This window comes from Pseudomonas sp. FW305-96 (assembly GCF_058783825.1).
The window spans coordinates 188,671-214,840 of the sequence record NZ_JBYSYW010000002.1 but is presented as its reverse complement, the minus strand read 5'-3'; the positions used below and the strand labels follow the sequence as shown (position 1 = coordinate 214,840).

Below are 26,170 nucleotides of genomic sequence, written 5' to 3'. Positions count from 1 at the left end.
GCCCCGCCCGGCGGGCCGCAGACAGAGAGGAGGCCGCGCCCGGATCAGGCCGGGTCGTTGCGGCGCAGCAGTTCTTCGGGCAGGTGCTCGATGTAGTCGTCGTCCGGCGGCGGCATCTGCAGGTGGTAGCCCTGGCTGTCGAGGTTCTCCAGTACCTTGGCGATGTCCTCGCGGGCCAGCTTGCGCTCGGGGCTGAGCACCAGGTCGAAGGCATGCACGGGCGTGCCGAAGAAAGGCAGCAGCCCCTCGGGCACTCGCTCCAGGCCCTCGGCCTTGAGCACATACAGGTACATCTCGTTCTTGCGGGGGCTCTTGTAAATCGAGCAGATACGTTTCATCGGGAATCTCCGGCACCGGCCAGGTCGTCCAGCAGGGCCTGGCCCATGCGCTCGCGACGCCAGCCGCGCAGTGCATCAGGCAGTTGATAGGGACCGTCGGGGTAGCCGCTCTTGAGCAGGGCTTCGAGGGCTTTCTTGCGCAGCATCAGCTCCGGGGCGATGCCCAGCCGCTCACCTTCGGCCTGGCCGATGGCGCGCAAGCGCTTGAGAATGCCGGCGGCTTCGATCGGCAGCGGCTCGGGCAGCGGCGCGGGCCATTGCTCCTGCGGCAGGCTGGCGGCGCGCTTGATCAGCTGGATCAGCGCCTCGCCGTCCTGGCGGATGGTGCGCGGGTGCATCTCGTCGATTTTCGCCAGCGCCGACGGGCTGTCGGGCTGGCTCTTGGCCATGGGCCACAACGAGTGTTCCTTGAGGATGCGGTTGCGCGGCACATCGCGGCTGCGGGCCTCACGCTCGCGCCAGGCGCACAGCTCGCGCAGCACGGCCAATTGCTGGCGGCCCAGTTTCCAGGCCAGCTTGACATCACGGTAGAGGGTCTCGGGCTCGACTTCACGGCGCAGCGCGGCGACCAGCTCGGCACCGTCCTCGAGCACCCAGGCGTACTTGTCGTCCGACAGCCGCGGGCGCAGGGCGGTGAACAGCTCGGCCAGATGCACGGCGTCTTCGGCGGCGTAGCTGACCTGGGTCTCCGAGAGCGGGCGCTGCAGCCAGTCGGAGCGGGTCTCGCCCTTGGGCAGCTCGAGCCCCAGCACATCTTGCACCAGACGCGAATAGCCCATCGAGAAGCCGATGTTCAGGTAGCCGGCGGCGAGCTGGGTGTCGAACAGTGGCTGCGGCAGCTTGCCGGTCAGGCGCAGCAGGACCTCCAGGTCTTCGCTGCAGGCGTGCAGCACCTTGACCACGCCATTGTCTTCGAGCAACTCAGCCAGCGGCTGCCAGTCGCGAATCAGCAAAGGGTCGATGAGGAAGGCACGCTTGCCGTCACCGATCTGGATCAACCCGGCTTTCGGGTAGAAGGTGTCGACCCGCATGAATTCGGTGTCGAGGGCCACAAACGGCAGCTCACGCCAGCTTCGGCAGTGCTGGGCCAGGGTCTGGTCGTCACGGATCCAGTGAATTTCGATGGCCACGAGGCTCTCCCACTAACATTGGCGCGCAGTATATACGGCGCGGGCGCAATGGGTGAAACCTCGCAAGCCACGCCATCCTTGGTGCTGATCGTCGGTACGCTCAGCGATCGGCCGCCAGCCAGGGCCGGCAGCCGGCAAACAGGTCCAGCGAGCGCTGGTAGACCTCGGTGCGTACCTGCAACAGGCCGAGCATCGAGTGGAACAGGTTGTCCTGCGACAACGGCGCATCGCGCAGCTTGCCCAGGCATTCGGTGTCCACGCCGAAGTCCTCGCGGTAGCTGTCGGAGAACCAGGCCAGCAGCGGTACGTGCTTCTGCTGCTCCGGCGCGATCATGTAGGGCGTGCCGTGCAGGAACAGGTTGTACTCGCCCAGCGACTCGCCATGATCTGAAAGATAGATCATCGCGGTGTCGACCTTGTCCTGCTTGCTGCGCAAGGTATCGATCAAGGTCGCCAGCACCTTGTCGGTGTAGGCCAGGGTGTTGTCGTAGCCGTTGACGATCTCCTGTTGGCTGCACTGGTTCAGGGCGTTGCTGCGGCACACCGGGGTGAAGGGTTCGCTGCCGGCCGGGTAGCGCTTGAAGTATTCCGGGCCATGGCTGCCCATCTGGTGCAGCACCAGCACGGTGTCTTGGTCGAGGTTGTCGAGCAACTCGGCCAGGCCCTGCAGCAGGATCTCGTCATGGCACTCGCCACTGGCGCACAGGCTCGGGTCCTGAAGGTTGCTCACGTCGATAAACTGCACCCGATCACAGGTGCCCTTGCAGCCGGACTGGTTGTCGCGCCACTGCACCACCAACCCCGCGCGCTGGAGGATGTCGAGCAGGCCTTCGCGGTTCTTCGCCACGCGGGCGTCGTAGTCCTTGCGCGGCATGCCGGAAAACATGCAGGGCACCGACACGGCGGTCTCGGTGCCGCAGGAGTGGACGTCGGTAAAGCTCAGCAAGCCCTGCTCCTTGCTCAATTGCGGGGTGGTGTCGCGGGCATAGCCGAGCAGGCCGAAGTTTTCCGCCCGGGCACTCTCGCCGACCACCAGCACGGTCAGCGACTTGCGCTGGTGCTGCTGCCAGGCCGCATCGCGACGGGCATCCTCGCCATAGCGCTGGAAGGACTGGGTGGCCGTGCCCACCTGCTCGCTGACATAGCCGATGGAGGCCCCCACGATATTGCTCGGCGTAAGCATCAGGCGCAGTTCATGGTGGTTGCGAAACAACGACGCCAAGCCCTGGTAGTTGACCAGCGCCACCGAGCCCAGGGCCGCGACGCAGGCCCCACTGACCACCAGCTTGCCAAGCAGTTCGCGGTGCCAGGGGCGATAGGCGATCCTGGCCTTCCACACCAGCAGCGAGGGCAGCACACCCAACAGCAGGATATATACGGCGAACTTCAGCGAAAGCAGGTCGCGCACTTCCGCAACATTGGTTTCAGCCACATTGCGGAACATGCCAGCGTCAATAAGTACGCCATATTGATTCATGAAGTAAGCGACACTTGCACCGCTGATGAACAATACAATCAATACGGGTTTCAATACATAACGAAACGCCAGCAAGGTGAGGATGAGATTGAAGGCGAACAGCATCAGCACGGCGAACGCCAGGCTCAACCATAGCCCCACCATGCCCGGCGGCACGATGGACTCCAGGTGTTCCCAAAGCAAGGTGTTGAAGCCGATCAACAGGTACAGGCTGGCCAGCAACGTGACCCATTCGGTGCGCAGGGATTTGAGTTTCAGCATGGCGTTCGCAACAAGAGTTCATCAGCGGCCAACACGCCCGGACGGGCAGGTTGGAAAGTTGGCCGAACTCTAGAAAGCCTAGCATCAATTTTTTGTGAAAAAGACGCCAACAATTGGTGGGCCGGCGTCTTTCATGAATTAAACAACTTTCATTCAGCTGCCATTCAGCCAGGCAGGCGAAGTTTGGCGTACGGCTCGCGGTCGATATCCAGGACTTCCACGCACAGCTGAATGTCCAGCCCAGGCTGGGCCGGAATCGCCTCGCGCAACACCTCGAGCAGGCTGTTCGACAATTGCTGTTTCACCTGCTGCGTGCGCCCGCTGAGAATCGCCAGACGCACATGGGCGAAGGCCCGCTCGCCAGGGGCGGTGCCCACCCGGTACTGGGCAAAGGCCTGTGCGCGGCTCTTGATGTCCAGCTCTTCGGCAAACTGGCCACTACCGACCAGGGCGTGGTTCAGGCGCAGCAGCAGCACATCGACATTGAGGTCGCGCAGGTTGTCGCTGTATTCCAGGTTCAGGTGAGGCATGGCGCAGGTTCCGTTCACGCAGGGGGATGCGACAGCCTAACCCAGTCCCGCAATACGGCAAAGGCGACTATCCTCTTGGTTCAGGCTCGTTTACCAACCCTGAGAGAGGTGAAGAAATGCCAGTTCCGCATGATTTGCTCGCAGACCTGCACGTGACCGCCGAACAGTTCCAGGCCCTGATCGACAAGGATCACGACCTGCACAAGCTGCACAAGGAATACAACGCCAAGGACAAGGAAGTGCTCGCCGCCGAAGGCAATGCTACCGGCGACGACACCGTAAATCGCCTGCGCAAGGAGCGGGTGCTGATCAAGGACAAGATCGAACGCATCGTCCATCCACCCAAATCCTGATTCCCCCAACCGACGCTATCGCGGGGCAAGCCCGCTCCCAGGTACCGCGCAAACGCCACGGCATGCGCGGCCATCGTGGGAGCGGGCTTGCCCCGCGATGACGTCGGCAGCCCTTATGCAGAAGCCTTCAGCGCCCCCTCCAGATCCTCGATCAGATCGCGGTAATCCTCAATCCCGATCGACAGCCGCAGCAGGTTCTCACTGATCCCCATCACGCCCTTCTGCTCCGGGCTCAAGGAGTTGTGCGACATGCTCCAGGAGTGGTTGATCATGCTCTCCACACCGCCCAGCGAGTCGGCCAGGACGAAGATCGACAGCGCCTCGACCAGGCGGTTGACCGCGGCCCGGTCGCCCTTGATGCGCAACGCCACCACCGCGCCGCCCGTGCGCATCTGGCGTTTGCACAGGTCATGCTGCGGGTGGCTTTCCAGGCCCGGGTAGTAGACCTGCTCGACCTGCGGATGCTGTTCGAGGAACTGCGCCACACGCAGGGCGTTGGCGCTCTGGCGCTCCATGCGCACATCGAGGGTCTTGAGCCCACGCAATGCCAGGTAGCAGTCGAACGGCCCCTGGATCGCGCCGACCGCCATGCTGATCTTGCGCAGGCGCCCCAGCAATTCGTGGTTGGCCGCCACCACCACACCGCCGGTCAGGTCGGAATGGCCGCCGATGTACTTGCTCGCCGAGTGCATCACCAGGTCCACGCCCAGGGTGATCGGCTGCTGGTTCCAAGGCGAGCAGAAGGTATTGTCGATGCAGGTCATCACCCCCCGCTCACGGGCCAGTTCGCAGACCGCCTTGATGTCCACCAGGTGCAGCAGCGGGTTGGTCGGCGATTCGATCCAGATCAGTTGGGTCTCGGGGCGGATCGCCGCGGCCACGGCCTCGACGTCGTTGAGGTCGACGTAGGTGGTGGTCAGGCCCGAGGTGCGCCCACGGTAGTCTTCCAGCAGGCGGAAGGTGCCGCCGTAGACACCGTTCATCACCACCACATGGGCATCCTTGGAGAGCAGCTCGAGCACCGTGGCGGTGGCGCTGACGCCCGAGGCGCAGGCGACCGCGCCGACGCCCTCCTCCAGTGCGGCCACGCAGGTCTCGTAGGCGTGCCGGGTCGGGTTGCTGACACGGCTGTAGGCGTATTCGGGGTTGTCGTCCAGGCCGCGCTTGATGAACGAGCTGGAAGTGACGATTGCCGGGAAGATGGCATTGTCGGCGACGCTGGATTGCTCACCGGCGTGGATGGTGCGGGTGGCGAAATTGCGCGGTTTGTCGGACATGGTCGGGTCCATTGCCTGAGGGTGGAAAACCACCACTATCTCATATCCACCACCCCCAGGCGCCAGCAGAACATTTCTGTCGATGCAGCGGCCGAAACAGTTCCAACGTTCCCTGCGAGCGGCTACTCTCGAAAAACTTTTCCCGCAATCGGCGACACGACGTCATGGACAGTTTCGACCAGCACATCCTCACCCTGCTCCAGCGCGACGCCTCGCTGTCCCTCAAGGACCTGGCCGAAGCGGTCAACCTCTCCACCACGCCGTGCTGGAAACGGGTCAAGCGCCTGGAAGAGGAAGGCTACATTCGCGGCCGCGTCGCCCTGCTCGACCCCGAGCGCCTGGGCCTGGGCCTGACGGTGTTCGTCCAGCTCAAGACCCAGCGCCACGACAGCGCCTGGCTGGCGCAGTTCGCCGCCACGGTGACGGCGTTCGAGGAAGTGATGGAGGTGTATCGCATGTCCGGCGACTGGGACTACATGCTGCGGGTGGTGGTGGGCGACATCGCCGCCTACGACCGCTTCTACAAGAAGCTGATCACCAGCACCGACGGGTTGTCGAACATCACCTCGAGTTTTGCCATGGAGCAGATGAAGTACACCACGGCGTATCCGGTGGGGCGCTGAAATGATCTCTGGCAGGACCGGCCTCATCGACGGCAAGCCGGCTCCCCCCCGACGGCGTCGACCTCAAGCCAAACGACATCCCTGTGGGGGCTGGCTTGCCAGCGATGAGGCCGGCCCTGTCAGTCAGCCAGGGTAGCCTCGATCCGATTCCCCGCCCTCGCCTTCTCCAACTTGATCGCCACGAACTTCGAGGTTGGTGTGTAGGTCCCCTCGCCGTAGCTTTCCAGCGGCACCAACGGATTGGTCTCCGGGTAATACGCCGCCGCCTGCCCTTCAGGCACGTCATAGGACACCAGGCGGAAGCCCGACACTCGCCGCTCGAGGCCATCCTCCCACAACGACACGATATCCACGTGCTCGCCCGGCTCGAAGCCCAGGCGGCGGATATCGGCCTCGTTGACGAACACCACTTCGCGCAGCCCGAACACGCCACGGTAACGGTCATCGAGCCCATACAGCGTAGTGTTGTACTGGTCGTGGGAGCGCAAGGTCTGCAGGATCAGGTCCGGCTTGTCACCGCTGGCCAGCACAGCCGCGTTGACCAGTTGCTCCGGCAACTGGCTCGGGGTGAAGCGCGCCTTGCCGGTGGCCGTGCGGAAGTTGCGGTCCGCAGCGTGGTTGCCAAGGTGGAAGCCGCCCGGATGCTGCAGGCGTGCATTGAAGTCGGCGAAGCCGGGAATCACGTCGGCGATCATGCTGCGGATGCGGCCATAGTCGGCAATCGCATAGTCCCAGTCGATGGGCCGATTGCCCAGGGTAGCCTTGGCCATGCCAGCGACGATGGCCGGCTCCGAACGCAGCTGCGCTGAACGCGGCTTCAGCTGGCCGTGGGAGATATGCACCATGCTGAAGGTGTCCTCCACGGTGACGCCCTGCGGCCCTTCGGCCTGGATGTCGATCTCGGTGCGGCCCAGGCACGGCAGGATCAGCGCATCACGCCCGGTGACCAGGTGCGAGCGGTTGAGCTTGGTGGAAATCTGCACGGTCAGCTCACAGTTGCGCAGCGCCGCGTGGGTACGCGGGGTGTCCGGAGTCGCCTGGGCGAAGTTGCCGCCCAGGGCGACGAACACCTTGGCCCGCCCTTCTTCCATTGCCTGGATCGCCAGCACGGCGTTATGGCCGTGCTCGCGGGGCACCTTGAACTGGAAGTGTTTCTCGATGGCGTCGAGCAGCGCCGCCTTGGGCTTCTCGTCGATGCCCATGGTGCGGTCGCCCTGCACGTTGCTGTGGCCACGCACCGGCGACAGGCCGGCGCCGGGTTTGCCGACGTTGCCGCGCAGCAGCTGCAGGTTGACGATTTCCTGCACGGTGGGCACCGAATGGCGGTGCTGGGTGATGCCCATGGCCCAGCACATGATCACCCGCTCGGCCTTGCGGTACATGCGTGCGGCCAGCTCGATCTCGGCCTTGTTCAGGCCCGACTGCTCGACGATATGTTCCCAGGGTGTGGCGTCCACTACGGCCAGGTAGGCCTCGACGCCACTGGTGTGCTCGGCGATGAACGCGTGGTCGAACACAGGTGGCTCGTCGTTCAGTTGCGCCTCGCGCTCCCACTGCAGAAGGAACTTGGCGATGCCGCGCATGGCCGCCATGTCGCCACCCAGCGCCGGGCGGAAGTACGCGGTGTTGGTCGGCTCGGAGCCATTGCTGAGCATCTCGAACGGGTGCTGCGGGTGCTGGAAGCGCTCGAGCCCGCGTTCCTTGAGCGGGTTGAAACAGACCACCTGGGCACCACGCTTGACCGCCTCGCGCAGCGGTTCGAGCATGCGCGGGTGGTTGGTGCCGGGGTTCTGGCCAATGACGAAGATCGCATCGGCCAGCTCCAGGTCATGAAACACCACGGTGCCCTTGCCCACGCCGAGGGTTTCGGCCATGCCCACGCCGCTGGCCTCGTGGCACATGTTCGAGCAGTCGGGGAAATTGTTGGTGCCGTAGGCGCGCACGAACAACTGGTAGAGGAACGCCGCCTCGTTGCTGGCCCGGCCCGAGGTATAGAACTCGGCCTCATCCGGCGACGCGAGGCCGTTCAGGTGCCGGGCGACCAGGGCGAACGCTTCGTCCCAGCTGATCTCGACGTAATGATCGGTGGCCGCGTCGTAGCGCATAGGGTGGGTGATGCGGCCCTGGTACTCAAGCCAGTAGTCGGTCTGCTCGAGCAGCGCACTGACGCTGTAGCGGGCGAAGAACGCCGGATCCACCGAGCGGCCGGTGGCCTCCCAGTTGACCGCCTTGGCGCCGTTCTCGCAGAACTTGACCATGTCGCTTTCCGGCGATTCGCCCCAGGCGCAACCCGGGCAGTCGAAGCCACCGTTCTGGTTGGTCTTGAGCATGGCCCGCAGGTTCTTGAAGGCGTTCTCGCTGCCCAGCCAGCTCTTGGTCACGCTCTTGAGCGCGCCCCAGCCGGCGGCCGGCCCCTTGTAGTCCCTGATGTGTTCGTCCTGGCTCATGCTGCGCTTCTCCGCACGGTGTTTTTTCCAGCCTAAGAAGCGCCCCCTACTGCGTCCAATCGAAATAAATGACGGCGTGATAAACCGTTTCGATCACCGCCACAGCCCTTGGCCGGCACGGCCTTCAGCCGTGATAGAGGAGACTGATCGAATGGTCGGGGAAAGCAATTTGACGCCAATGGGCGCAGGTTATAGCTTGAACCTTATCCGCGGCCTTTCGCCGCCCCCTGCCACTTCAATGTCGAGCGCGAACGTGGAAAAGAACCCCCAGGCCCTGATCGACGGTTTCAACCGCAAAGTCGATTACCTGCGGATGTCGGTCACCGACCGCTGCGACTTTCGCTGCGTCTATTGCATGGCCGAAGACATGCAGTTCCTGCCGCGCCAGCAGATTCTCAGCCTCGAAGAGCTGTACCAGGTCGCCGAGCGCTTCGTCGCCCTGGGCACCCGAAAGATCCGCCTGACCGGCGGCGAGCCGCTGGTACGCCAGGGCATCGTCGAGCTCTGCGGGCGCATCGCCGCCCTGCCCGGCCTGCGCGAACTGTGCCTGACCAGCAATGGCTCGCAGCTCGGCCGCCTGGCCCAGCCGCTGTTCGACGCCGGCGTGTCGCGCCTGAACATCAGCCTCGACAGCCTCGACCCCGAGCGCTTCCGCGCCCTCACCCGCACCGGCGACCTCCAGCAGGTAATCGCCGGCATCGACGCCGCGCGCGCCGCGGGCTTTCGCCGCACCAAGCTCAACGCGGTGGTGCTCAAGGGCCGCAACGACCACGAGATCGTCGACCTGGTACGTTTCGCCATCGACCGTGAACTGGATATCTCGTTCATCGAAGAGATGCCCCTGGGCGTGATCAGCGAGCACGAGCGCGGCGAGTCATTCTGTTCCAGCGACGACGTGCGCGCGCGCCTGGCCGAACATTTCACCCTGGTCGAGTCGGCCGAGTCGTCCCAGGGGCCGGCGCGCTACTGGCGCCTGGCCGAGGCGCCCAACACCCGGGTTGGCTTCATCTCGCCCCACAGCCACAACTTCTGCGCCACTTGCAACCGCGTGCGCCTGACCGTCGAAGGCCGCCTGTTGCTGTGCCTGGGCAACGAACATTCGGTGGACCTCAAGCAGGTCATGCGCCAGCACCCCGGCGACACTGCACGCCTGGAAAAAGCCATCCGCGACGCCATGCAGCTCAAGCCCTACCGTCACCACTTCGAAGTGGGCGGCGAGGTGCAGATCCTGCGCTTCATGAACATGACCGGCGGCTGATCGGCCGCCTCTGGAACCGCCTTGATCGTCCACTCACGCCCCGACATGCTGCGCGTGCTGTTCACCCTCAAAGGCTCGATCGTCCAGCGCATCGCCCTGCGCTGCCTGGCGGTGACCTTGCTCGCGGCGCTGATCGTGCTGGTCGAGCGACACTACCCGGCTCTGTTCTACCCGGTCAGCGCCACGCCCTTCACCCTGTTGGGGCTGTCGCTGTCGATCTTCATGAGCTTTCGCAACAACGCCTGCTACGACCGCTGGTGGGAAGGCCGCAAGGCCTGGGGGCGGATGATTATCGAGGTACGTTCATTCGTGCGCGAAAGTGTGCTGATCAAGGACGCGGCGCTGCGCGAGGACCTGCTGCGCAGCCTCTGTGCTTTCGCCCATGCCCTCAATGCCCGGCTGCGCAACGAGGACGAGCTGGGCGCCGCCCGCCCCTGGCTGGGCGAGCAGGCGCAGATCGTGCCGCACAATGTCTGCGACGGCATCCTGCGCGAGGTGGGCGGACACTGTTCGCGGCTGGCGGAGCGCGGGGAGATCAGCGAGTTTCGCTACACCCTCCTGGCGCAGCGCCTGTCCGGCCTGTCGGACGTGCAGGCCACCTGCGAACGGATCAAGGGCACGCCACTGCCGTTCCCGTACACCCTGCTGCTGCACCGCACCATCTACATCTTCTGCCTGCTGTTGCCGTTCGCCCTGGCCGAACCGCTGGGCTGGCTGGCGCCGCTGTTCACCACCATCGTCAGCTACACCTTCTTCGGGCTGGATGCGATCGGCAACGAGCTGGAAGACCCGTTCGGGCGCGACGAGAACGACCTGCCGACCGATGCCCTGGTGCGCACCCTGGAGCGCGATGTGCTGTCGGCGCTGGGGCATGAGCCACTGCCACCGGCTCTGGTGCCGGTGGATCATGTGTTGAGCTGACATTGCCGGCGATAGGGCCGTACCGGCTACAACTGTGTTCAGGTAATGCGTGGGAACGAACTTGCTCCGCGATAGAGTCAGATCAACCGCGGCTTTCGCAGGCCCCGATCGGCTTCAGGTGTGCGACGAAATTGCACGGCCGGTGCCGCGCATCCAGCTGCTCGGCCAGGATCCCCTCCCATGCCGTGCGGCAGGCGCCGGTCGAGCCCGGCAGGCAGCACACCAGGGTGCCGTTGGCAATGCCGGCCAAGGCCCGGCTCTGTACAGTCGAGGTACCGATATCGAGGATCGACAATGCGCGGAACAGCTCGCCGAACCCGTCGATGCGCTTGTCCAGCAGGCAGTCCACCGCCTCCGGCGTGCTGTCACGGCCAGTGAAACCGGTGCCGCCGGTGATCAGCACCACCTGCACCTGTTCATCGGCGATCCAGGTGGCGACCTGGGCGCGGATCTTGTACAGGTCGTCCTTGAGCAGCTCGCGCGCCACCAGGCGGTGGCCCACGCCGACGGCACGGCTGGCCAGCAGCTCGCCAGACGTGTCGGTCTCGAAGGTACGGGTGTCGCTGACGGTCAGCACCGCGATGTTCAGCGGTACGAACACCGCGTCCGATTTCACGCTCATGGCCTTTGCTCCAGGATTGGCTTGGCGGCCACGTTAGAGAGAAGCCCTGGCAGCGTCCAATCGATAGCGCGTACCGGATGATCGATGGTTTCTATCGTGGCGTCGGTGAATTTGTCAGCAATGATTAGCCAGGTGCTTCACTCTTGGTTAAGGTCTACCCACCCCGCAACCCAGGCCGCACCATGGACATCAAACAGCTCAAGTTCCTCATCGCCCTCGACCAGACCCGCCACTTCGGCCAGGCCGCGGCGCTGTGCCATATCACCCAGCCGACCCTGTCCATGCGCCTGCGCAACCTCGAAGACGAACTCGACCTGGTGCTGGTCAAGCGCGGCCAGCGCTTCGAAGGCTTCACCGAAGCCGGCGAACGCATCCTGGCCTGGGCCCGCACCCTGCTCGCCGCCCATGATGGCTTGCAGGCCGAGGCCGCCAGTTGCCGGGGCCAGGTGGTCGGCAGCCTGCGCCTGGGCACCGTGCCGCTGGCCAGCTTCAACCCCATGCAGTTGCTGATGCCGCTGCGCGCGAAGTACCCCGAGCTGCACTTCCAGCTGTCGTCGCTGAGCTCCGAGCAGGTGATCGATGGCCTGAGCCGCAACCAGCTCGACCTGGGCATCTGCTACCTCGACCAGGTCAACACCAGCTTCTTCGATGTGATCGAGCTGAGCACCACCACCATGGGCCTGCTGCACGACACCCGGCACTTTCGGTTCGAGGCCGACAACCTGCGCTGGGAAGATCTCGGCGAGCTGCCGCTTGGCCTGCTGAGCAAAGGCATGCACTACCGCCAGTCCCTCGACCTGAGCTTCCGCAGCCGGGGCCTCACGCCCAATGCCGTGCTCGAGAGCGACTCGACCTTCCAGCTGATCCAGGCGATCAACACCGGCGTGTGCTGCGCGATCATGCCGCTGGACTGCGGCCTGGAAGACCTCAGCCAGCACATGCGCATCATCCCGGTGCAGGAGGCCAGCATCCACAGCCCGGTCGGGCTATTGCTGCGCCGTAGCGAGCCACGCTCGGCCATCGCCGAGCAGTGCTTCGACGAGGCCCGTGCCCTGTTCAGCAGCGAGTGATCAGCACTTGATCAATGCGAGCATGGCCATGTTGCGTGGGCGGGTGATCCCGGAGTAACCACGGTCACCGAACAGACCTGGCAATGCATAGTTGACCTTCGCATCGACCCCACCCAGCGAAATGGTCGAATACTCGGCGGTGGAGTAGGCATCCACGCCCATCGCGACTTGCGAAGCCGGACCGTCGTTCTGTGTGGTAGATGCACTCCAGACACCGTTGGCATTGTTCTGGGTGGTGTCGTAAGGGTAGAGGCTGCCCTTCTGCCAGGAACCGAATGCCCGGCCTTGGTCTACCCCACGGCCGTCATCGAAGCCACGGATGAACTCACCGCGCAGGTCAGGCAGGCCGAAGGTCGTGGCACCATCGCCAGCGCCATAGGTGATGCCGATTGCCGCGAACAGAGCACCATACTCGGCGCGAGACACCAATGCTCCATCGGCCTTCAGCCAGCCCACCGGAGCCTCGTTGGCTGCGGAGAACTTGATGTCACCAGGTGCAGCTCCAGAGAAACCGATGATCTGGCCAAGCGTCACGGCATGCTGGCTATGCGTGGCATTGGCCACCTGCTGGGCACCACCCTCGCAGCTCAGCAGGATCCAGCACAGCGCCCCCTGATTGAGCAGTGGACCGAGGTAGGAAACCAGCGTCACGTTGCCGCCAGCGACAATCTCGTTACCTTGCAACAGCTGGCCACCGAGGCCGTAGATCGGCGCAGCTGCCAGACCATCGGGAGCATAGGACGCATCCGCTACGTTGGTGCTGGCCGCACGAAAATATTGAATGACACCATCGGTAGTGGGTAGCGCCGCAAAAGGCAGGGAATTCTTGGCGGTATAAGCGGTTGTCATCGTGAACATCCTGTATCGATTGAGTTTATGCACGCTGCTGAGCGCGGAAACCCACTATATGCATAAAGGCATAGCAAATCAATGCATTAATGCATTTACCCTTCAATTCGTTGCCATCCGATACTGGCGCGGGGTAAACCCGGTCAGTTGCCTGAACTGCCGGCTGAACGCGCTGTGGTCGGTGTAGCCACAGCGCAGCGCCACCTCGATGATCGGCAGGTCGCTGTGCAGCAACTGGTGCGCATGTTCCAGGCGGGCCTTGTGGATCATCTGCCGGGGGGTGAGGTGGAACACCCGCTTGCAGTAGCGCTCCAACTGCGCCACCGAGATGCCGGCGATGCGCGTCAGCTCGCCCATGCTGATCGACTGGTGGAAATGCGCGCGGATATGCGCATCCACCGCCGCCAGGCGCTGGTAGGCCGGGTGGGTGTCTGCGGCTGACTGCAGGTCGACCGAAATGCCCACCAGGCCGATGATCGCCCCCGTCGCGTCGTACAGCGGGCGCTTGTGGGTCAGGCACCAGCCCGGTTCGCGGCTGCCGTACAGGTGCAGCTCCAGCTGGTCCTCCAGCACCTGGCCCTGCTCCAGCACCCGGCGATCCTGCTCGGTGTAGCCGGGGCCCAGGCGCGCCGGGAACACCTCGGCGCTGGTCTTGCCCAGCAGCGGTTGCAGGTGCTTCAAACCGCAGCGCTGGACCAGCGTGCGGTTGGCCAGCACATAGCGGGCCTGGTCGTCCTTGATGAAGATCGCCGCATTGGCGATGACATCGAGCATCGGCAGCAGCCAGACCACACCGGTGAGCAAGGCTTCGAGGGATTCGGGGCGGTGCTGGTCGAGGTGCTGGTACAGCGCAGTCAACGGTTGCTCGGGCATGCGGTTATCTCTAGTGATTCTCGCGGCCCTGCAAGCCTAGTCAGCAGCCCCCACCGGGCGCCAGCACTTGCTCTCGACTATGCCGATTTCGTCACTCACCTTGCAGAAAACCATCAAGAACCGAGCCCCCGATCGGTCCACTCTATGCCCCACGCAAGCCGCCCCATGACCTACAAGAACGCGGCGCATGCCGCCGCATCGTGACATCAGACCTGCCTATCCAAAACCTACAAGAAGGCGCACCCATGTCAGGCAAATTCAAGAAACAGCTGTCACTGCTGGACCTCACCTTCATCGGCCTCGGTGCCATCTTCGGCTCGGGCTGGCTGTTCGCCGCCAGCCACGTCTCGGCCATCGCCGGGCCGGCCGGCATCCTCTCCTGGTTCCTCGGCGGTTTCGCCGTGCTGCTGCTGGGCATCGTCTACTGCGAGCTCGGCGCCGCCCTGCCACGGGCCGGCGGCGTGGTGCGCTACCCGGTGTACTCCCACGGCCCGCTGCTCGGCTACCTGATGGGTTTCATCACCCTGATCGCCTTCTCCAGCCTGATCGCCATCGAGGTGGTCGCCTCGCGCCAGTACGCCGCGGCCTGGTTCCCGGCGCTGACCAAGAGCGGCTCCAGCGACCCGACGGTGCTCGGCTGGCTGGTGCAGTTCGCCCTGCTGGGGCTGTTCTTCGTGCTCAACTACCGCAGCGTGAAGACCTTCGCCAAGGCCAACAACCTGGTCAGTGTGTTCAAGTTCATCGTGCCGCTGCTGGTGATCGGCGTGCTGTTCACCTTCTTCAAACCGGAGAACTTCGAGGTCCAGGGCTTCGCCCCGTTCGGCCTGTCCGGGGTGGAGATGGCGGTGTCGGCCGGCGGCATCATCTTCGCCTACCTGGGCCTGACCCCAATCATCTCGGTGGCCAGCGAGGTAAAGAACCCGCAGCGCACCATCCCTATCGCGCTGATTCTCTCGGTGCTGCTGTCCACCGCGATCTACGCCCTGCTGCAACTGGCGTTCCTCGGCAGCGTGCCGACCGAGATGATTGCCAACGGCTGGGCCGAGGTGACCAAGGAACTGGCCCTGCCCTACCGTGACATCGCCCTGGCCCTGGGCGTCGGCTGGCTGGCCTACCTGGTGGTGGCCGACGCGGTGATCTCGCCCAGCGGCTGCGGCAACATCTACATGAACGCCACCCCGCGAGTGATCTACGGCTGGGCCCAGACCGGCACCTTCTTCAAGTACTTCACCCGCATTGACGAGCAGTCCGGCATCCCGCGCCCGGCGCTGTGGCTGACCTTCGCCCTGGCAGTGTTCTGGACCCTGCCTTTCCCGTCGTGGGAAGCGCTGATCAACGTGGTCTCCGCCGCGCTGGTGCTGAGCTATGCCGTAGCCCCGGTGTCCGTGGCCGCCCTGCGCCGCAGCGCCCCGGACATGGCCCGGCCGTTCCGGGTCAAGGGCATGGGCGTGCTCGGCCCGCTGTCGTTCATCATCGCTGCGCTGATCGTCTACTGGTCGGGGTGGAACACCGTGTCCTGGCTGCTGGCGCTGCAGATCGTGATGTTCGTGCTGTACCTGCTGTGCCGCCGCTTCGTGCCTACCGAACACCTGTCGCTGGGCCAGCAGGTGCGCTCGTCGGCCTGGCTGATCGGCTTCTACGCCGTGACCATTTTCCTCTCCTGGCTGGGCAGCTTCGGTGGCCTGGGCGTGATCGGCCACCCGCTGGATACCGTGGTCGTGGCTGCCAGTGCCCTGGGCATCTACTACTGGGGCGCCGCCACCGGCGTGCCGGCGCGGCTGGTGCGCCTCGATGGCGACGACGAAAGCGAAGCGAGCAGCGAACCCCATGCCGGCCAGCAGCCCGCCGCTGTCGCCTCCTGACCCACTACAGATTGGACACGCTGATGAAACAGGTTCATGTCATCGACTCCCACACCGGCGGCGAACCGACCCGCCTGGTGATGAAGGGCTTCCCCCCATTGCACGGCCATAGCATGGCCGAGCAGCGCGACGAGCTGCGCGAGCTGCACGACCACTGGCGCCGCGCCTGCCTGCTGGAGCCGCGCGGCAACGATGTGCTGGTGGGCGCGCTCCATTGCCCGCCGGTCTCGGCCGACGCGACCTGCGGGGTGATCTTCTTCAACAACGCCGGCTACCTGAACATGTGCGGCCACGGCACCATCGGCCTGGTGGCTTCGCTGCACCACCTCGGCCTGATCGAACCTGGCGTGCACAAGATCGACACACCGGTCGGCCAGGTCAGTGCCACTTTGCATGACGACGGTTCCGTCACCGTCGGCAACGTGCCGTCCTACCGCTACCGCCGCCAGGTGGCGGTGCAAGTGCCAGGGCATGGCCAGGTGTGCGGCGACATCGCCTGGGGCGGCAACTGGTTCTTCCTGGTCTGCGACCACGGCCAGCATATCGAGCTGGACAACCGCGAAGCCCTCACCGACTACACCTGGGCCCTGCTCAAGGCACTCGAAGCCCAAGGCATCACCGGCGAGGACGGCGCCCCGATCGACCATGTCGAGCTGTTCGCCGACGACACCAACGCCGACAGCCGCAACTTCGTCATGTGCCCCGGCAAGGCCTACGACCGCTCGCCCTGCGGCACCGGCACCAGCGCCAAGCTGGCGTGCCTGGCCGCCGACGGCAAGCTCGCCGAAGGCCAGACCTGGGTCCAGGCCAGCATCACCGGCAGCCAGTTCCAGGGCCGCTACGAACGCGACGGCGAACGCATTCGCCCGTTCATCACCGGCCGCGCCCACATGACCGCCGACAGCACCCTGCTGATCGACGAACAGGATCCCTTCGCCTGGGGCATCTGACCCCGTTCATTTCCCACTGAATACCGCCAGGAGTGACAACAATGACCGACAACATCTTCACCGGCACCATGCCCGCCCTGATGACCCCCTGCACCGCCGAGCGCAAGCCGGACTTCGACGCCCTGGTGCGCAAGGGCCGCGAACTGATCGACGCCGGCATGAGCGCGGTGGTGTACTGCGGTTCGATGGGCGACTGGCCGCTGCTGACCGAGGCCGAGCGCCAGGAAGGCGTGGCGCGCCTGGTGGCCGCCGGCATCCCGACCATCGTCGGCACTGGCGCGGTGAACACCCGCGAAGCCGTATCCCATGCCGCCCACGCCGCCAAGGTCGGCGCCGCCGGCCTGATGGTCATCCCCCGCGTGCTGTCCCGCGGCGCCTCGCTGATCGCCCAGAAGCACCACTTCTCGGCGATCCTCGCCGCCGCGCCGAAGCTGCCGGCGGTGATCTACAACAGCCCCTACTACGGCTTCGCCACCCGCGCCGACCTGTTCTTCGAACTGCGCCGCGAGTACCCGAACCTGATCGGCTTCAAGGAGTTCGGCGGTGGCGCCGACCTGCGCTACGCCGCCGAGCACATCACCGCCCAGGACGACGCCGTGACCCTGATGGTCGGCGTCGACACGCAAGTGGTGCATGGCTTCGTCAACTGCAACGCCACCGGCGCCATCACCGGCATCGGCAACGCGCTGCCCCGCGAAGTGCTGCAACTGGTCAGCCTGAGCAAGCGCGCCGCCAAGGGCGATGCCAAGGCCCGACGCCAGGCCCGGGAGCTGGAGTCGGCGCTGGCGGTATTGTCGTCGTTCGATGAAGGCTGCGACCTGGTGCTGTACTACAAGCACCTGATGGTGCTCAACGGCGACACCGAGTACCGCCTGCACTTCAACGAAACCGATGCCCTCAGCGACGCCCAGCGCAACTATGCCGAACAGCAGTACGCGCTGTTCCGCAGTTGGTACGCCAACTGGTCGGCCGAGCAGAACCAGGCCTGATTCCAGGAGCCGCCTCGCACCCCATCGCCAGCAAACCAGCGCCCACAAGTTGCAAGCCTTGTGCAGTACCTGTGGGAGCCGGCTTGCCAGCGATGGGCCGCACAGCGGCCCGTTTTCCCCAAACTCAATCCCAAAGGACGCCCCATGACCCTGACAGGCAACCTGCTGATCGGCCAGCGTGCCGTGCGCGGCAACCGCGAAGCAATCCGCGCCATCGACCCGAGCAGCAACCTGGCCCTGGAACCCGCTTATGCCGGCGCCAGCGGCGAACAGGTGGCTCAGGCCTGCGCCCTGGCCTGGGCGGCATTCGATACCTACCGCGAAACGCCCCTCGAACAACGCGCCCGTTTTCTCGAAACCATCACCGAACAGATCGAAGCACTGGGCGATGCGCTGATCGACCGCGCCCACGCCGAGACCGGCCTGCCCAAGGCCCGCCTGCTGGGTGAGCGCGGCCGCACCTGCGCCCAGCTGCGCACCTTCGCCCGGGTGGTACGCGCCGGTGAGTGGCTGGATGTGCGCGTGGACAATGCCCTGCCCGAGCGCCAGCCGCTGGCCCGCCCGGACCTGCGCCAACGCCAGGTGGCCCTTGGCCCGGTGGCGGTGTTCGGCGCCAGCAACTTCCCACTGGCGTTCTCGGTGGCCGGCGGCGACACCGCCTCGGCACTGGCCGCAGGCTGCCCGGTGGTGGTCAAGGCCCACGGCGCCCACCCCGGCACCAGCGAACTGGTTGGCCAGGCCGTGGCCCGGGCGGTCGCGCAGTGCGAACTGCCCGAAGGCGTGTTTTCCCTGTTATACGGCGCGGGCCGTGAGGTGGGCATCGGCCTGGTCACTGATCCACGCATCAAGGCGGTCGGTTTCACTGGTTCACGCAGCGGTGGCCTCGCCCTTTGCCAGGCGGCCCAGGCGCGCCCGGAGCCGATCCCGGTCTATGCCGAAATGAGCGCTATCAACCCGGTGTTCCTGTTCGATGGCGCCTTGCGCTCGCGCAGTGAAGCCCTGGCGCAAGGCTTTGTCACTTCGCTGACCCAAGGCGCCGGCCAGTTCTGCACCAATCCCGGGCTGGTGGTCGCCCGACAGGGGCCGGCCCTCGAACACTTCCTGGTTGCCGCGAGCGCCCATGTTGGCCAAGCGGCGGCGCAGACCATGCTCACCCCGGGTATCGCCAATGCCTATGCTGACGGTGTGGCAGCGCTGAGCGAGAACCAAAACGCCCGGTGCACGGCAAGCGGCCTGCCGGCGCAGGGGCCGAACCAGTGCCAGGCTCAGTTGTTCGTCACCACCGCGCAGGCGTTTCTGGCCGACCCTACGCTGCAAGCCGAAGTGTTCGGCGCCGCCTCGCTGGTGGTGGCATGCGACAACGATGAGCAAATCCGCCAGGTGGCCGAGCATCTGGAAGGCCAACTGACCGCTACCCTGCACCTGGACGAGGCCGATCTGCACAGCGCCCGCCGCCTGCTGCCGACCCTCGAACGCAAGGCCGGGCGGATCCTGGTCAATGGTTGGCCGACTGGGGTCGAGGTCAGCGACGCCATGGTCCATGGCGGCCCGTTCCCGGCCACCTCGGACGCCCGCAGTACCTCGGTGGGCACTGCGGCGATCCTGCGTTTCCTGCGCCCGGTGTGCTACCAGGACTTCCCCGACGCCCTGCTGCCCGGTGCATTGCAGCAGGCCAATCCGCTGCACCTGCGGCGGCTGCTCGATGGCCAGCGGGAAGCCTGAACCATGACCGCCACTGACACGGACATCGCCGTGGTCGGCGCCGGCATCGTCGGCGTCGCCTGCGCCCTGCAGCTGGCACGCCAGGGCCGTCGGGTGCTGCTGATCGATCACCAGGCTCCGGGCCATGGCGCTTCGTATGGCAATGCCGGGCATCTGGCCACCGAGCAGGTGTTTCCCATCGCCGACCTGTCGATCCTCAAGCGCCTGCCGGCGATGTTGCTGGACCCGATGGGCCCGCTGCGCCTGGACTGGAAGTATCTGCCCCGCGCCCTGCCCTGGTTCACCCGGCTGCTGCTGAACCTGCGCCCGGCGCCGTTCCAGCGCAGCGTGGCGGGCATTCGGGCGCTGAATGAAAACAGCCTTGGCGCCTGGCAACGGCTGCTCGCATCCATCGACCGCAGCCCCTTGCTCAAGGAAGACGGGTCGCTGCTGGTCTTCGAACGCCATGAATCGCGCCAGGTGCTCGCGGCGTTGCGCAGCCGCATGCAGGCACAGGGCGTCCCCGTGGACCTGTGGTCGGCACAGGCGGTGAGCGAAGCGGCGCCGCAGTTGAGCCCGTCGATCCTGGGTGGCCTGTTTTTCCCGCGTACCGGTCACTTCCTCGACCCCTATCAAGTGGTCTGCGAACTGTTCAGCGCCGCAACGGCCAGCGGCGTACGCTTTCTGCGCGCCGAGGTCAGTGGCGGCCGGGTGCATGGCCAGGGCGTCAGCCTTGCCAGCGACCAGGGCCCCGTCGAGGCCAGCCAGGTGTTGATCAGCGCCGGCGCCCACTCGGCCAAGCTCACCGCCACCCTGACCGGTCGGCGGGTGCCCCTGGATACTGAGCGCGGCTACCACCTGATGCTGCCGGCGGAGCACCAGCGCCTGCCGTTTGCCGTCACCTCGCTGGAGCGCAAGTTCATCATGACGCCCATGGCCGACGGCCTGCGCCTGGCCGGCACGGTGGAGTTCGCCGGGCTCGAGGCGCCGCCGAGCATGCAGCGGGCGTGGCAACTGCACAGGTTGAGCAAGGGTTTGTTCCGGCGCGAACTGGATGCCGAGGGGGCGACGCCGTGGATGGGGTTCCGGCCTTCGCTGCCGGATTCGCTGCCGGTGATCGACCGGGTGGCCGATGGCAAGGTGTTGCTGGCGTTCGGGCACCAGCACCTGGGGTTGACCCAAGCGGCGGTGACGGCGGAATGGATGGGGCGGTTGGTAAATGGCGAAGACTGCCCGCAAATCAGCGCCTACCGATTGAGCCGGTTTTGAAACGGGGGCCGCGTCGCGGCCCATTCGCCGCGGTTCGTCGCCACGACAAGCCGGCTCCCACAGGGTGCTGGGCTCAGTCAGACGGTGTTCTCGCTGGATGGCGCCGATCACTGTGGGAGCCGGCTTGCCGGCGAAAGGGCTGCAAAGCAGCCCCTGCCTCACTCAGCGATAACGCTCGAGCCAGTGCGCATAAGGCGCTGGCAAGGTCCACGAAGCCTTTTCCACGCCCAGGGCCTTGGCAGCGGCATACGGCCAGTGCGGGTCAGCCAGGTGCGCACGCCCCACCGACACCAGGTCCAACTGGTTGGCCTGCAACGCGCCTTCGGCCAGCTCCGGGGTGCCGAAGCCCCAGGCCGAGGTCACCGGCAGCTTGGCCTCGCGACGCACACGTTCGGCGATCGGGCCCATGAACGCCGGCCCCCATGGGATGTTGGTCTCAGGAATGGTGAAGCCAACGCTGACGCTCAGCAGGTCCAGGCCACCGGCCTTGAACCGGCGCGCCAGTTCGATGGATTCCTGCAGGGTCTGCTCGTCACGGCCGTCATACTCCAGCACGCCAAAGCGAGCGGTCAGCGGCAGGTTCTCCGGCCACACCTCGCGCACGGCGGCCAGGGTTTCCAAAAGGAAGCGCGTGCGGTTGTCGAAGCTGCCGCCGTAGGCATCGGTGCGCTGGTTGGAATGCTCGGAGAAGAAGCTCTGGCCCAGGTAACCATGGGCAAAGTGCAGTTCGATCCATTCGAAGCCGGCATCGCGGGCGCGGCGTGCGGCATCGACGAAGTCCTGCTTGACCCGGGCGATATCGTCCAGGGTCATGGCCTTCGGCACTTTCGGCAGGTGGGCGCCGAAGGCGATGGCGGATGGGGCGATGGTGTCCCAGCCACGGGCATCGTCGGCGGCGATGTGGTCGTCACCTTCCCAGGGGCGGTTGGCGCTGGCCTTGCGCCCGGCGTGGGCGATCTGGATGCCCGGCACGGAACCGGCGGCCTTGATCGCCTTGACCACCGGCACGAACGCCTGGGCCTGGGTGTCGTTCCAGATCCCGGCGCAGCCGGGGGTGATGCGCCCTTCCGGGGACACCGCGGTGGCCTCGACCACCACCAGGCCGGCGCCACCACGGGCCAGCCCGGCCAGGTGGACGTGGTGCCAATCGTTGATCAGGCCATCCTCGGCCATGTACTGGCACATCGGCGGAATGGCGATGCGGTTGCGCAGGGTGACGTCTTTGAGGGTATAGGGTTCGAACAATGCGGCCATGAGCTAACTCCAGGGACGGGGTTGGATACGATTGTTCGATCATATTCGAACTATGGCAATTTGTGAAACCCCCGTTATCATGTTGGCCATGCGAGCCTATACCCACCCCAACCCCGAAGACCTGACGCTGGAGCGCCTGCTCTACGCCTTGAGCGACCCTGTGCGCATGGAAATCGTGCGCCGCCTGGCGGGTGTCGCCGAAGCCAGCTGCGGCGAGCTGGACGGCGGCCGGCCCAAGTCGAGCATGTCCCATCACTTCCGTGTACTGCGTGACTCGGGGCTGGTGTACACCCGCAATGTCGGTACCACGCACATGAACTCGTTGCGCAGCGATGAGCTCGAAAGCCGTTTTCCAGGGTTGCTGGGCAGCATTCTCGAGCAGCGTTGAACCCCGGCCTGCCACCGACGGGAGCCGTTTCCATCGATAGTCCAGGCACAAAAAAACCACGAGGCCGCCAGGGGCGATCCTCGTGGTTGGTGTTGCCGGGCAAGCCCGGCAAGCATGGGCCTTACAGCGCCATGTCGTTCGCAGGCTTGCTCTCGACCGGTGCGCCTGGGGCGGCGGTGGTCTTGACGCTCTGATCGAGCACCGGCGGCTTCTCCAGCTGCAGCACTTCGGCGGTGTAGTCCCACTCTTTCTGGGTGGCAGCGGCCGAGTCGTTCAGCTTGGTACCGTAGCTCGGCACGATTTCCTTGATCTTGGCCTGCCACTCAGGGGTGGCGACCTTCTCCTTGAACACGGTTTCGAGCACGTTGAGCATGATCGGCGCGGCGGTCGAGGCACCTGGCGAGGCGCCCAGCAGGCCGGCGATGGTGCGGTCCTGGGAAGCCACGACCTCGGTGCCCAGCTTCAGCACGCCGCCCTTCTCTTCGTCACGCTTGATGATCTGCACGCGCTGGCCGGCCTGCCACAGCTTCCAGTCTTCCTTCTTGGCGTTCGGGAAGTAGGTCTGCAAGGCGGCGAAACGGTCGTCGTCGGACTGCATCAGCTGGCCGGCGAGATACTCGACCAGCGGGTACTGGTCGATGCCCACGCGAGCCATCGGCCAGACGTTGTGGGTGGTGGCGCTGCTCAGCAGGTCCAGGTACGAGCCGTTCTTCAGGAACTTGGTCGAGAAGGTGGCGAATGGCCCGAACAGGATCACGCGCTTGCCGTCCAGCACGCGGGTGTCCAGGTGCGGTACCGACATGGGTGGCGCGCCGGTCGAGGCGATGCCGTAGGCCTTGGCCATGTGCTGCATGGCAACGGTCGGGTTCTCGGTCACCAGGAACGAGCCACCTACCGGGAAGCCTGCGTATTCCTTGGCTTCCGGGATGCCCGACTTCTGCAGCAGCTTCAGCGCGCCGCCACCGGCGCCGATGAACAGGAACTTGGCGTCGGTGGCCGATTCGGTACCGTCCTTCAGGTTCTTGTACTCGACGTGCCAGGAGCCGTCTTCATTGCGGGTGATGTCCTGCACTTCGGTGGAGAGCTTCAGGTCGAAGTTCTCTTTGGTCTGCAGGCTGCCAACGAACTGGCGGGTGATCTCGCCGAAGTTGACGTCGGTGCCGATCGGGGTCCAGGTGACCGCCAGCTTCTGGTTCGGGTCACGGCCTTCCATCATCAGCGGGACCCACTTGGCGATCTGCGCGTGGTCCTCGGAGTACTGCATCGGGCGGAACAGCGGGCTGGCCTGCAGGGCGTCGTAGCGCTTCTTCAGGAACTTGATGTTGTCATCGCCCCAGACGAAGCTCATGTGCGGGGTGGTGTTGATGAACGAGTGCGGGTTCTTCAGCACGCCCTGGCGTACCTGCCAGGCCCAGAACTGGCGGGAGATCTGGAACGACTCGTTGATCTCGATGGCCTTGGTGATGTTGACGTTGCCGTCTTTGTCTTCCGGGGTGTAGTTCAGCTCGGCCAGCGCGGAGTGGCCGGTACCGGCGTTGTTCCAGCCATTGGAGCTTTCTTCGGCGACGCCGTCGAGGCGCTCGACCATCTCCATCGACCAGCTTGGCTCTAGCTCGTTGAGCCAGACAGCCAGGGTGGAGCTCATGATGCCGCCGCCAACCAGCAGCACGTCGACTTTCTTGGTGTCGGCAGCGTGCGCTTGCATGAAGCTCGCCGCGACAGCCAGACCCAGCAAGGTCTTGCCAGCTTTCTTGAACATTGATCGATTCCAGTCAGTAGAACGGAGGGTGGGCCTGTGGCTGGCCCAGGTATTCCATGTTCTTCAGCGCAGGCTTGTTGTGATCATTGTTCAGCAGCCAGAGAGACATTGGACGTGCCAGCCTTTGGTCGGATTGACCGACAAGGCTGAAACGATTGACGGATTGTAACCGAATTGCCAGCACAAACAAACGCGACCCACCCTGTCAATGCGGCACTTCGCATCAGGGTGGGCCGCGCTTCCCGGAGCTACCTCAGACTTCCGGGAACACACCGTCCTCGAACGGTTCCTCGGTGCCGCCCTCGGTTTCCTCGGCGGTATCGTTGACCTCCTCCGACAGCTCGGTTGCTTCCGCCTGTACCTCCACAGCCTCCTTGACCTGCTCCGCGAGTTCTTCATTCACCGCGTTGCCCATATCCTCGACGATCTGCGGCAACTGCTCGTTGACCGTGGTGACGTTGGTGTTGGCCCCCGAGATATCGCCGGCCTCGAGCTGCCCCTTGGCCTCGAGCAGATTGTCGTTAGCCTCTTCCAGCTGATCAGTCACCTCGATCTGGGCCAGGTCGCTCACCTGCTCGGCGGCACTGTCGATCGCCCCGCCAGTATTGTCGCTGGCCACCGACTTGTACGCCGAACTGCCGCTGGCGCGCACCTCGGACACCGAGGAGGAGAAATCCGCCTCGCTCGGTACCTCGGCCTGCACGTCGCCCGAGGCATTGTCGAGCTGTGCCTGGTTGTCGGCACGGGCCTGGTCGCCGACCTGCTGCCCGTCGTTCTGCGCGTCCTGTACCTGCTCGGAGGTGGGGTCCTTGCCGTCGTTCTCGTTGGCCTTGTCCTCGGCCAGCTTGTCGTTCTTGGCGGTCAGTTTCTGCTTGAGGAAGTCCAGGGCCATCCACAGCCCCATGGCCTCCATGAAGTACTTGAACACGGTGCCGAAGGTCAGGCTCGACCAGAACTTGTCCCAGCCCGACTCCGGCGCCAGCGGGATGGCGATCACCGACTTGCCCAGCATCGTGCCGGCCAGCAGGGTCAGCGCCGTGGTGTCCGAATCCTTGCCGGTGAAGGTGCCCTTGTAGCCGAAGGTGCAGTTCAGGGTGATGGCGCCACCGCTGCTGTCGATCAGCTGGCCATTGGAGAACTGCAGCGTCTTGCTGCTGCCTTGGGACGTGAGGGTGATGGTATAGGCACTCTGGCGGTCGCTGGGGTCGGCTGGCGACGGCGCGTTGGCCTTGCGGGTGAAGGTGATGGTGCCCTCGGAAGTCGCGCCCTTGGCATTCTGCCCGGTGGCCGCCGAGTACACGTAGAAGGTCGCGCCCGGCTTGCCCTGGTCGTTCATTCCCCACAGATAGGCGAAGCCGCGCATCCAGGTGCTGACCGCGACATAGCTGGGGAAGTCCAGGCCGGCGAATGTCGGGTACTGGTTGAAGAACGCCGCCATCTTGGCATTGCCATCGGCAACCGAACCGCTGCTGAAGGCATCCTTCATGGCCGACTGGAAGTTGGCCGACATCTGCGACGACGGCGAGGTCATGATGTTCTGGCAGAACGTCAGGGCGGTCTGCATGTTCTTCGCCGCCGCTGCGGTGATATTGATGTCAGGGTAGGTCTCGGTATTGAAGTCGAGCTGCTCGCCCACGGTCATCACCGGAAACAGCGAGTCGGTCCTGGACACCAGCAGGTTGTAGAGATGCGATACGGCGGTCTGGTGCTGGCTGTTGACATAGGTGTCATGCAGCGTGGCCGTGGTGCTGGCACCGTTTTTCAGCACGTTGCCGCTGGCCATCGACAGGAACTTGAGGTCCTGCAGGTAGCCCTGTTCGCTGGTGCCGCTGGCGGCATGGGCGTCGAGCACCACGACATCGACACCGGACTGGTTGCTCAGCTTGACGGTCTCGTTGATTTGCGTGGCGGTGCTCAGTTTGGCGGTATTGGCAGTGTTCACGTTGCTCTCCTTGCTGGTTGCGGTGAA

Annotated in this window: 23 protein-coding genes; 11 read left to right on the top strand and 12 right to left on the bottom strand. The window is 65.0% G+C overall.

The features are described 5' to 3' along the window. Nucleotides 1-44: 44 nt before the first annotated feature. The 4 genes from AC3WL2_RS02445 to AC3WL2_RS02430 all read right to left on the bottom strand — a co-directional run bounded on the left by AC3WL2_RS02445 (nt 45) and on the right by AC3WL2_RS02430 (nt 3,736). On the bottom strand, nt 45-338 hold the full coding sequence (locus tag AC3WL2_RS02445) for a YcgL domain-containing protein (RefSeq protein WP_102681716.1): 294 nt from the start codon (nt 336-338) through the stop codon (nt 45-47). Continuing rightward, complete coding sequence (gene rnd, locus AC3WL2_RS02440; RefSeq protein ID WP_102681715.1) at nt 335-1,468, bottom strand: ribonuclease D; 1,134 nt, start codon at nt 1,466-1,468, stop codon at nt 335-337. The genes AC3WL2_RS02445 and rnd overlap by 4 nt, the downstream gene beginning before the upstream one ends. A gap of 100 nt (nt 1,469-1,568) precedes the next feature. Continuing rightward, nucleotides 1,569-3,206: a phosphoethanolamine transferase gene (locus AC3WL2_RS02435; RefSeq protein WP_102681714.1), complete on the bottom strand. Its 1,638-nt coding sequence runs from the start codon at nt 3,204-3,206 to the stop codon at nt 1,569-1,571. A gap of 164 nt (nt 3,207-3,370) precedes the next feature. Beyond that, nucleotides 3,371-3,736 carry a 5-carboxymethyl-2-hydroxymuconate Delta-isomerase gene (locus AC3WL2_RS02430; RefSeq protein WP_102681713.1) on the bottom strand — a complete coding sequence of 122 codons (366 nt, stop codon included), beginning with the start codon at nt 3,734-3,736 and terminating at the stop codon, nt 3,371-3,373. Between the two features lie 116 nt (nt 3,737-3,852). Between AC3WL2_RS02430 and AC3WL2_RS02425 the strand changes: the two genes are divergently transcribed. Beyond that, on the top strand, nt 3,853-4,089 hold the full coding sequence (locus tag AC3WL2_RS02425) for an HP1242/YdcH family protein (protein WP_046856695.1): 237 nt from the start codon (nt 3,853-3,855) through the stop codon (nt 4,087-4,089). A 113-nt stretch (nt 4,090-4,202) separates the two neighbouring features. On the opposite strand, the gene AC3WL2_RS02420 is transcribed toward AC3WL2_RS02425, so the two are convergent. Continuing rightward, a complete protein-coding gene (locus tag AC3WL2_RS02420) occupies nt 4,203-5,378 on the bottom strand; it encodes a trans-sulfuration enzyme family protein (RefSeq protein WP_046856696.1) in 1,176 nt (391 codons plus the stop codon). Between the two features lie 152 nt (nt 5,379-5,530). Between AC3WL2_RS02420 and AC3WL2_RS02415 the strand changes: the two genes are divergently transcribed. Next, the gene (locus AC3WL2_RS02415) at nt 5,531-5,989 is read left to right on the top strand and encodes an Lrp/AsnC family transcriptional regulator (protein ID WP_046856697.1); all 459 of its coding nucleotides are present in this window, start codon (nt 5,531-5,533) and stop codon (nt 5,987-5,989) included. A 119-nt stretch (nt 5,990-6,108) separates the two neighbouring features. Here the strand turns inward: AC3WL2_RS02415 and AC3WL2_RS02410 are convergent, their stop codons facing one another. Beyond that, on the bottom strand, nt 6,109-8,436 hold the full coding sequence (locus AC3WL2_RS02410; protein ID WP_102681712.1) for an FdhF/YdeP family oxidoreductase: 2,328 nt from the start codon (nt 8,434-8,436) through the stop codon (nt 6,109-6,111). Between the two features lie 253 nt (nt 8,437-8,689). Between AC3WL2_RS02410 and moaA the strand changes: the two genes are divergently transcribed. After that, nucleotides 8,690-9,694, top strand: a complete 1,005-nt coding sequence (gene moaA / locus AC3WL2_RS02405; protein WP_102681711.1) for a GTP 3',8-cyclase MoaA — start codon at nt 8,690-8,692, stop codon at nt 9,692-9,694. 21 nt (nt 9,695-9,715) lie between these two features. Then, a complete protein-coding gene (locus tag AC3WL2_RS02400; RefSeq protein ID WP_256582493.1) occupies nt 9,716-10,615 on the top strand; it encodes a bestrophin family protein in 900 nt (299 codons plus the stop codon). Nucleotides 10,616-10,697: 82 nt separating this feature from the next. Here the strand turns inward: AC3WL2_RS02400 and moaB are convergent, their stop codons facing one another. Then, entirely contained in the window at nt 10,698-11,237 is a 540-nt protein-coding gene (moaB, locus tag AC3WL2_RS02395) for a molybdenum cofactor biosynthesis protein B (RefSeq protein WP_102681709.1), read from the bottom strand. A gap of 182 nt (nt 11,238-11,419) precedes the next feature. Here moaB and AC3WL2_RS02390 point away from each other — a divergent pair, with 182 nt between their 5' ends. Further along, nucleotides 11,420-12,307, top strand: coding sequence for a LysR family transcriptional regulator (locus tag AC3WL2_RS02390; protein ID WP_102681708.1), 888 nt, complete (start codon nt 11,420-11,422; stop codon nt 12,305-12,307). Here AC3WL2_RS02390 and AC3WL2_RS02385 read toward each other — a convergent pair whose 3' ends face one another. Together AC3WL2_RS02385 and AC3WL2_RS02380 are read right to left on the bottom strand one after the other, a co-directional pair. Further along, complete coding sequence (locus AC3WL2_RS02385) at nt 12,308-13,156, bottom strand: tail fiber protein (protein WP_371918086.1); 849 nt, start codon at nt 13,154-13,156, stop codon at nt 12,308-12,310. 102 nt (nt 13,157-13,258) lie between these two features. Next, on the bottom strand, nt 13,259-14,029 hold the full coding sequence (locus AC3WL2_RS02380; protein ID WP_102681707.1) for an AraC family transcriptional regulator: 771 nt from the start codon (nt 14,027-14,029) through the stop codon (nt 13,259-13,261). A 245-nt stretch (nt 14,030-14,274) separates the two neighbouring features. Here AC3WL2_RS02380 and AC3WL2_RS02375 point away from each other — a divergent pair, with 245 nt between their 5' ends. From AC3WL2_RS02375 to AC3WL2_RS02355, 5 genes are all read left to right on the top strand, one after another. Continuing rightward, on the top strand, nt 14,275-15,891 hold the full coding sequence (locus AC3WL2_RS02375) for an APC family permease (protein ID WP_102681706.1): 1,617 nt from the start codon (nt 14,275-14,277) through the stop codon (nt 15,889-15,891). Nucleotides 15,892-15,914: 23 nt separating this feature from the next. Continuing rightward, a complete protein-coding gene (locus AC3WL2_RS02370; protein ID WP_102681705.1) occupies nt 15,915-16,841 on the top strand; it encodes a 4-hydroxyproline epimerase in 927 nt (308 codons plus the stop codon). A 41-nt stretch (nt 16,842-16,882) separates the two neighbouring features. After that, nucleotides 16,883-17,830, top strand: coding sequence for a dihydrodipicolinate synthase family protein (locus tag AC3WL2_RS02365; RefSeq protein ID WP_102681704.1), 948 nt, complete (start codon nt 16,883-16,885; stop codon nt 17,828-17,830). A gap of 144 nt (nt 17,831-17,974) precedes the next feature. After that, nucleotides 17,975-19,552 carry an aldehyde dehydrogenase (NADP(+)) gene (locus tag AC3WL2_RS02360; RefSeq protein ID WP_102681703.1) on the top strand — a complete coding sequence of 526 codons (1,578 nt, stop codon included), beginning with the start codon at nt 17,975-17,977 and terminating at the stop codon, nt 19,550-19,552. A 3-nt stretch (nt 19,553-19,555) separates the two neighbouring features. Beyond that, entirely contained in the window at nt 19,556-20,800 is a 1,245-nt protein-coding gene (locus AC3WL2_RS02355; RefSeq protein WP_102681702.1) for an NAD(P)/FAD-dependent oxidoreductase, read from the top strand. A 162-nt stretch (nt 20,801-20,962) separates the two neighbouring features. Here AC3WL2_RS02355 and xenA read toward each other — a convergent pair whose 3' ends face one another. After that, complete coding sequence (gene xenA, locus AC3WL2_RS02350; protein ID WP_102681701.1) at nt 20,963-22,054, bottom strand: xenobiotic reductase XenA; 1,092 nt, start codon at nt 22,052-22,054, stop codon at nt 20,963-20,965. A 52-nt stretch (nt 22,055-22,106) separates the two neighbouring features. On the opposite strand from xenA, the gene AC3WL2_RS02345 reads away from it, so the two are divergent. Next, nucleotides 22,107-22,442 carry an ArsR/SmtB family transcription factor gene (locus AC3WL2_RS02345; RefSeq protein WP_102681700.1) on the top strand — a complete coding sequence of 112 codons (336 nt, stop codon included), beginning with the start codon at nt 22,107-22,109 and terminating at the stop codon, nt 22,440-22,442. A 121-nt stretch (nt 22,443-22,563) separates the two neighbouring features. On the opposite strand, the gene mqo is transcribed toward AC3WL2_RS02345, so the two are convergent. Together mqo and AC3WL2_RS02335 are read right to left on the bottom strand one after the other, a co-directional pair. Continuing rightward, the gene (gene mqo / locus AC3WL2_RS02340; RefSeq protein WP_102681699.1) at nt 22,564-24,201 is read right to left on the bottom strand and encodes a malate dehydrogenase (quinone); all 1,638 of its coding nucleotides are present in this window, start codon (nt 24,199-24,201) and stop codon (nt 22,564-22,566) included. A 253-nt stretch (nt 24,202-24,454) separates the two neighbouring features. Next, a complete protein-coding gene (locus AC3WL2_RS02335) occupies nt 24,455-26,143 on the bottom strand; it encodes a hypothetical protein (protein ID WP_102681698.1) in 1,689 nt (562 codons plus the stop codon). Nucleotides 26,144-26,170: the final 27 nt, after the last annotated feature.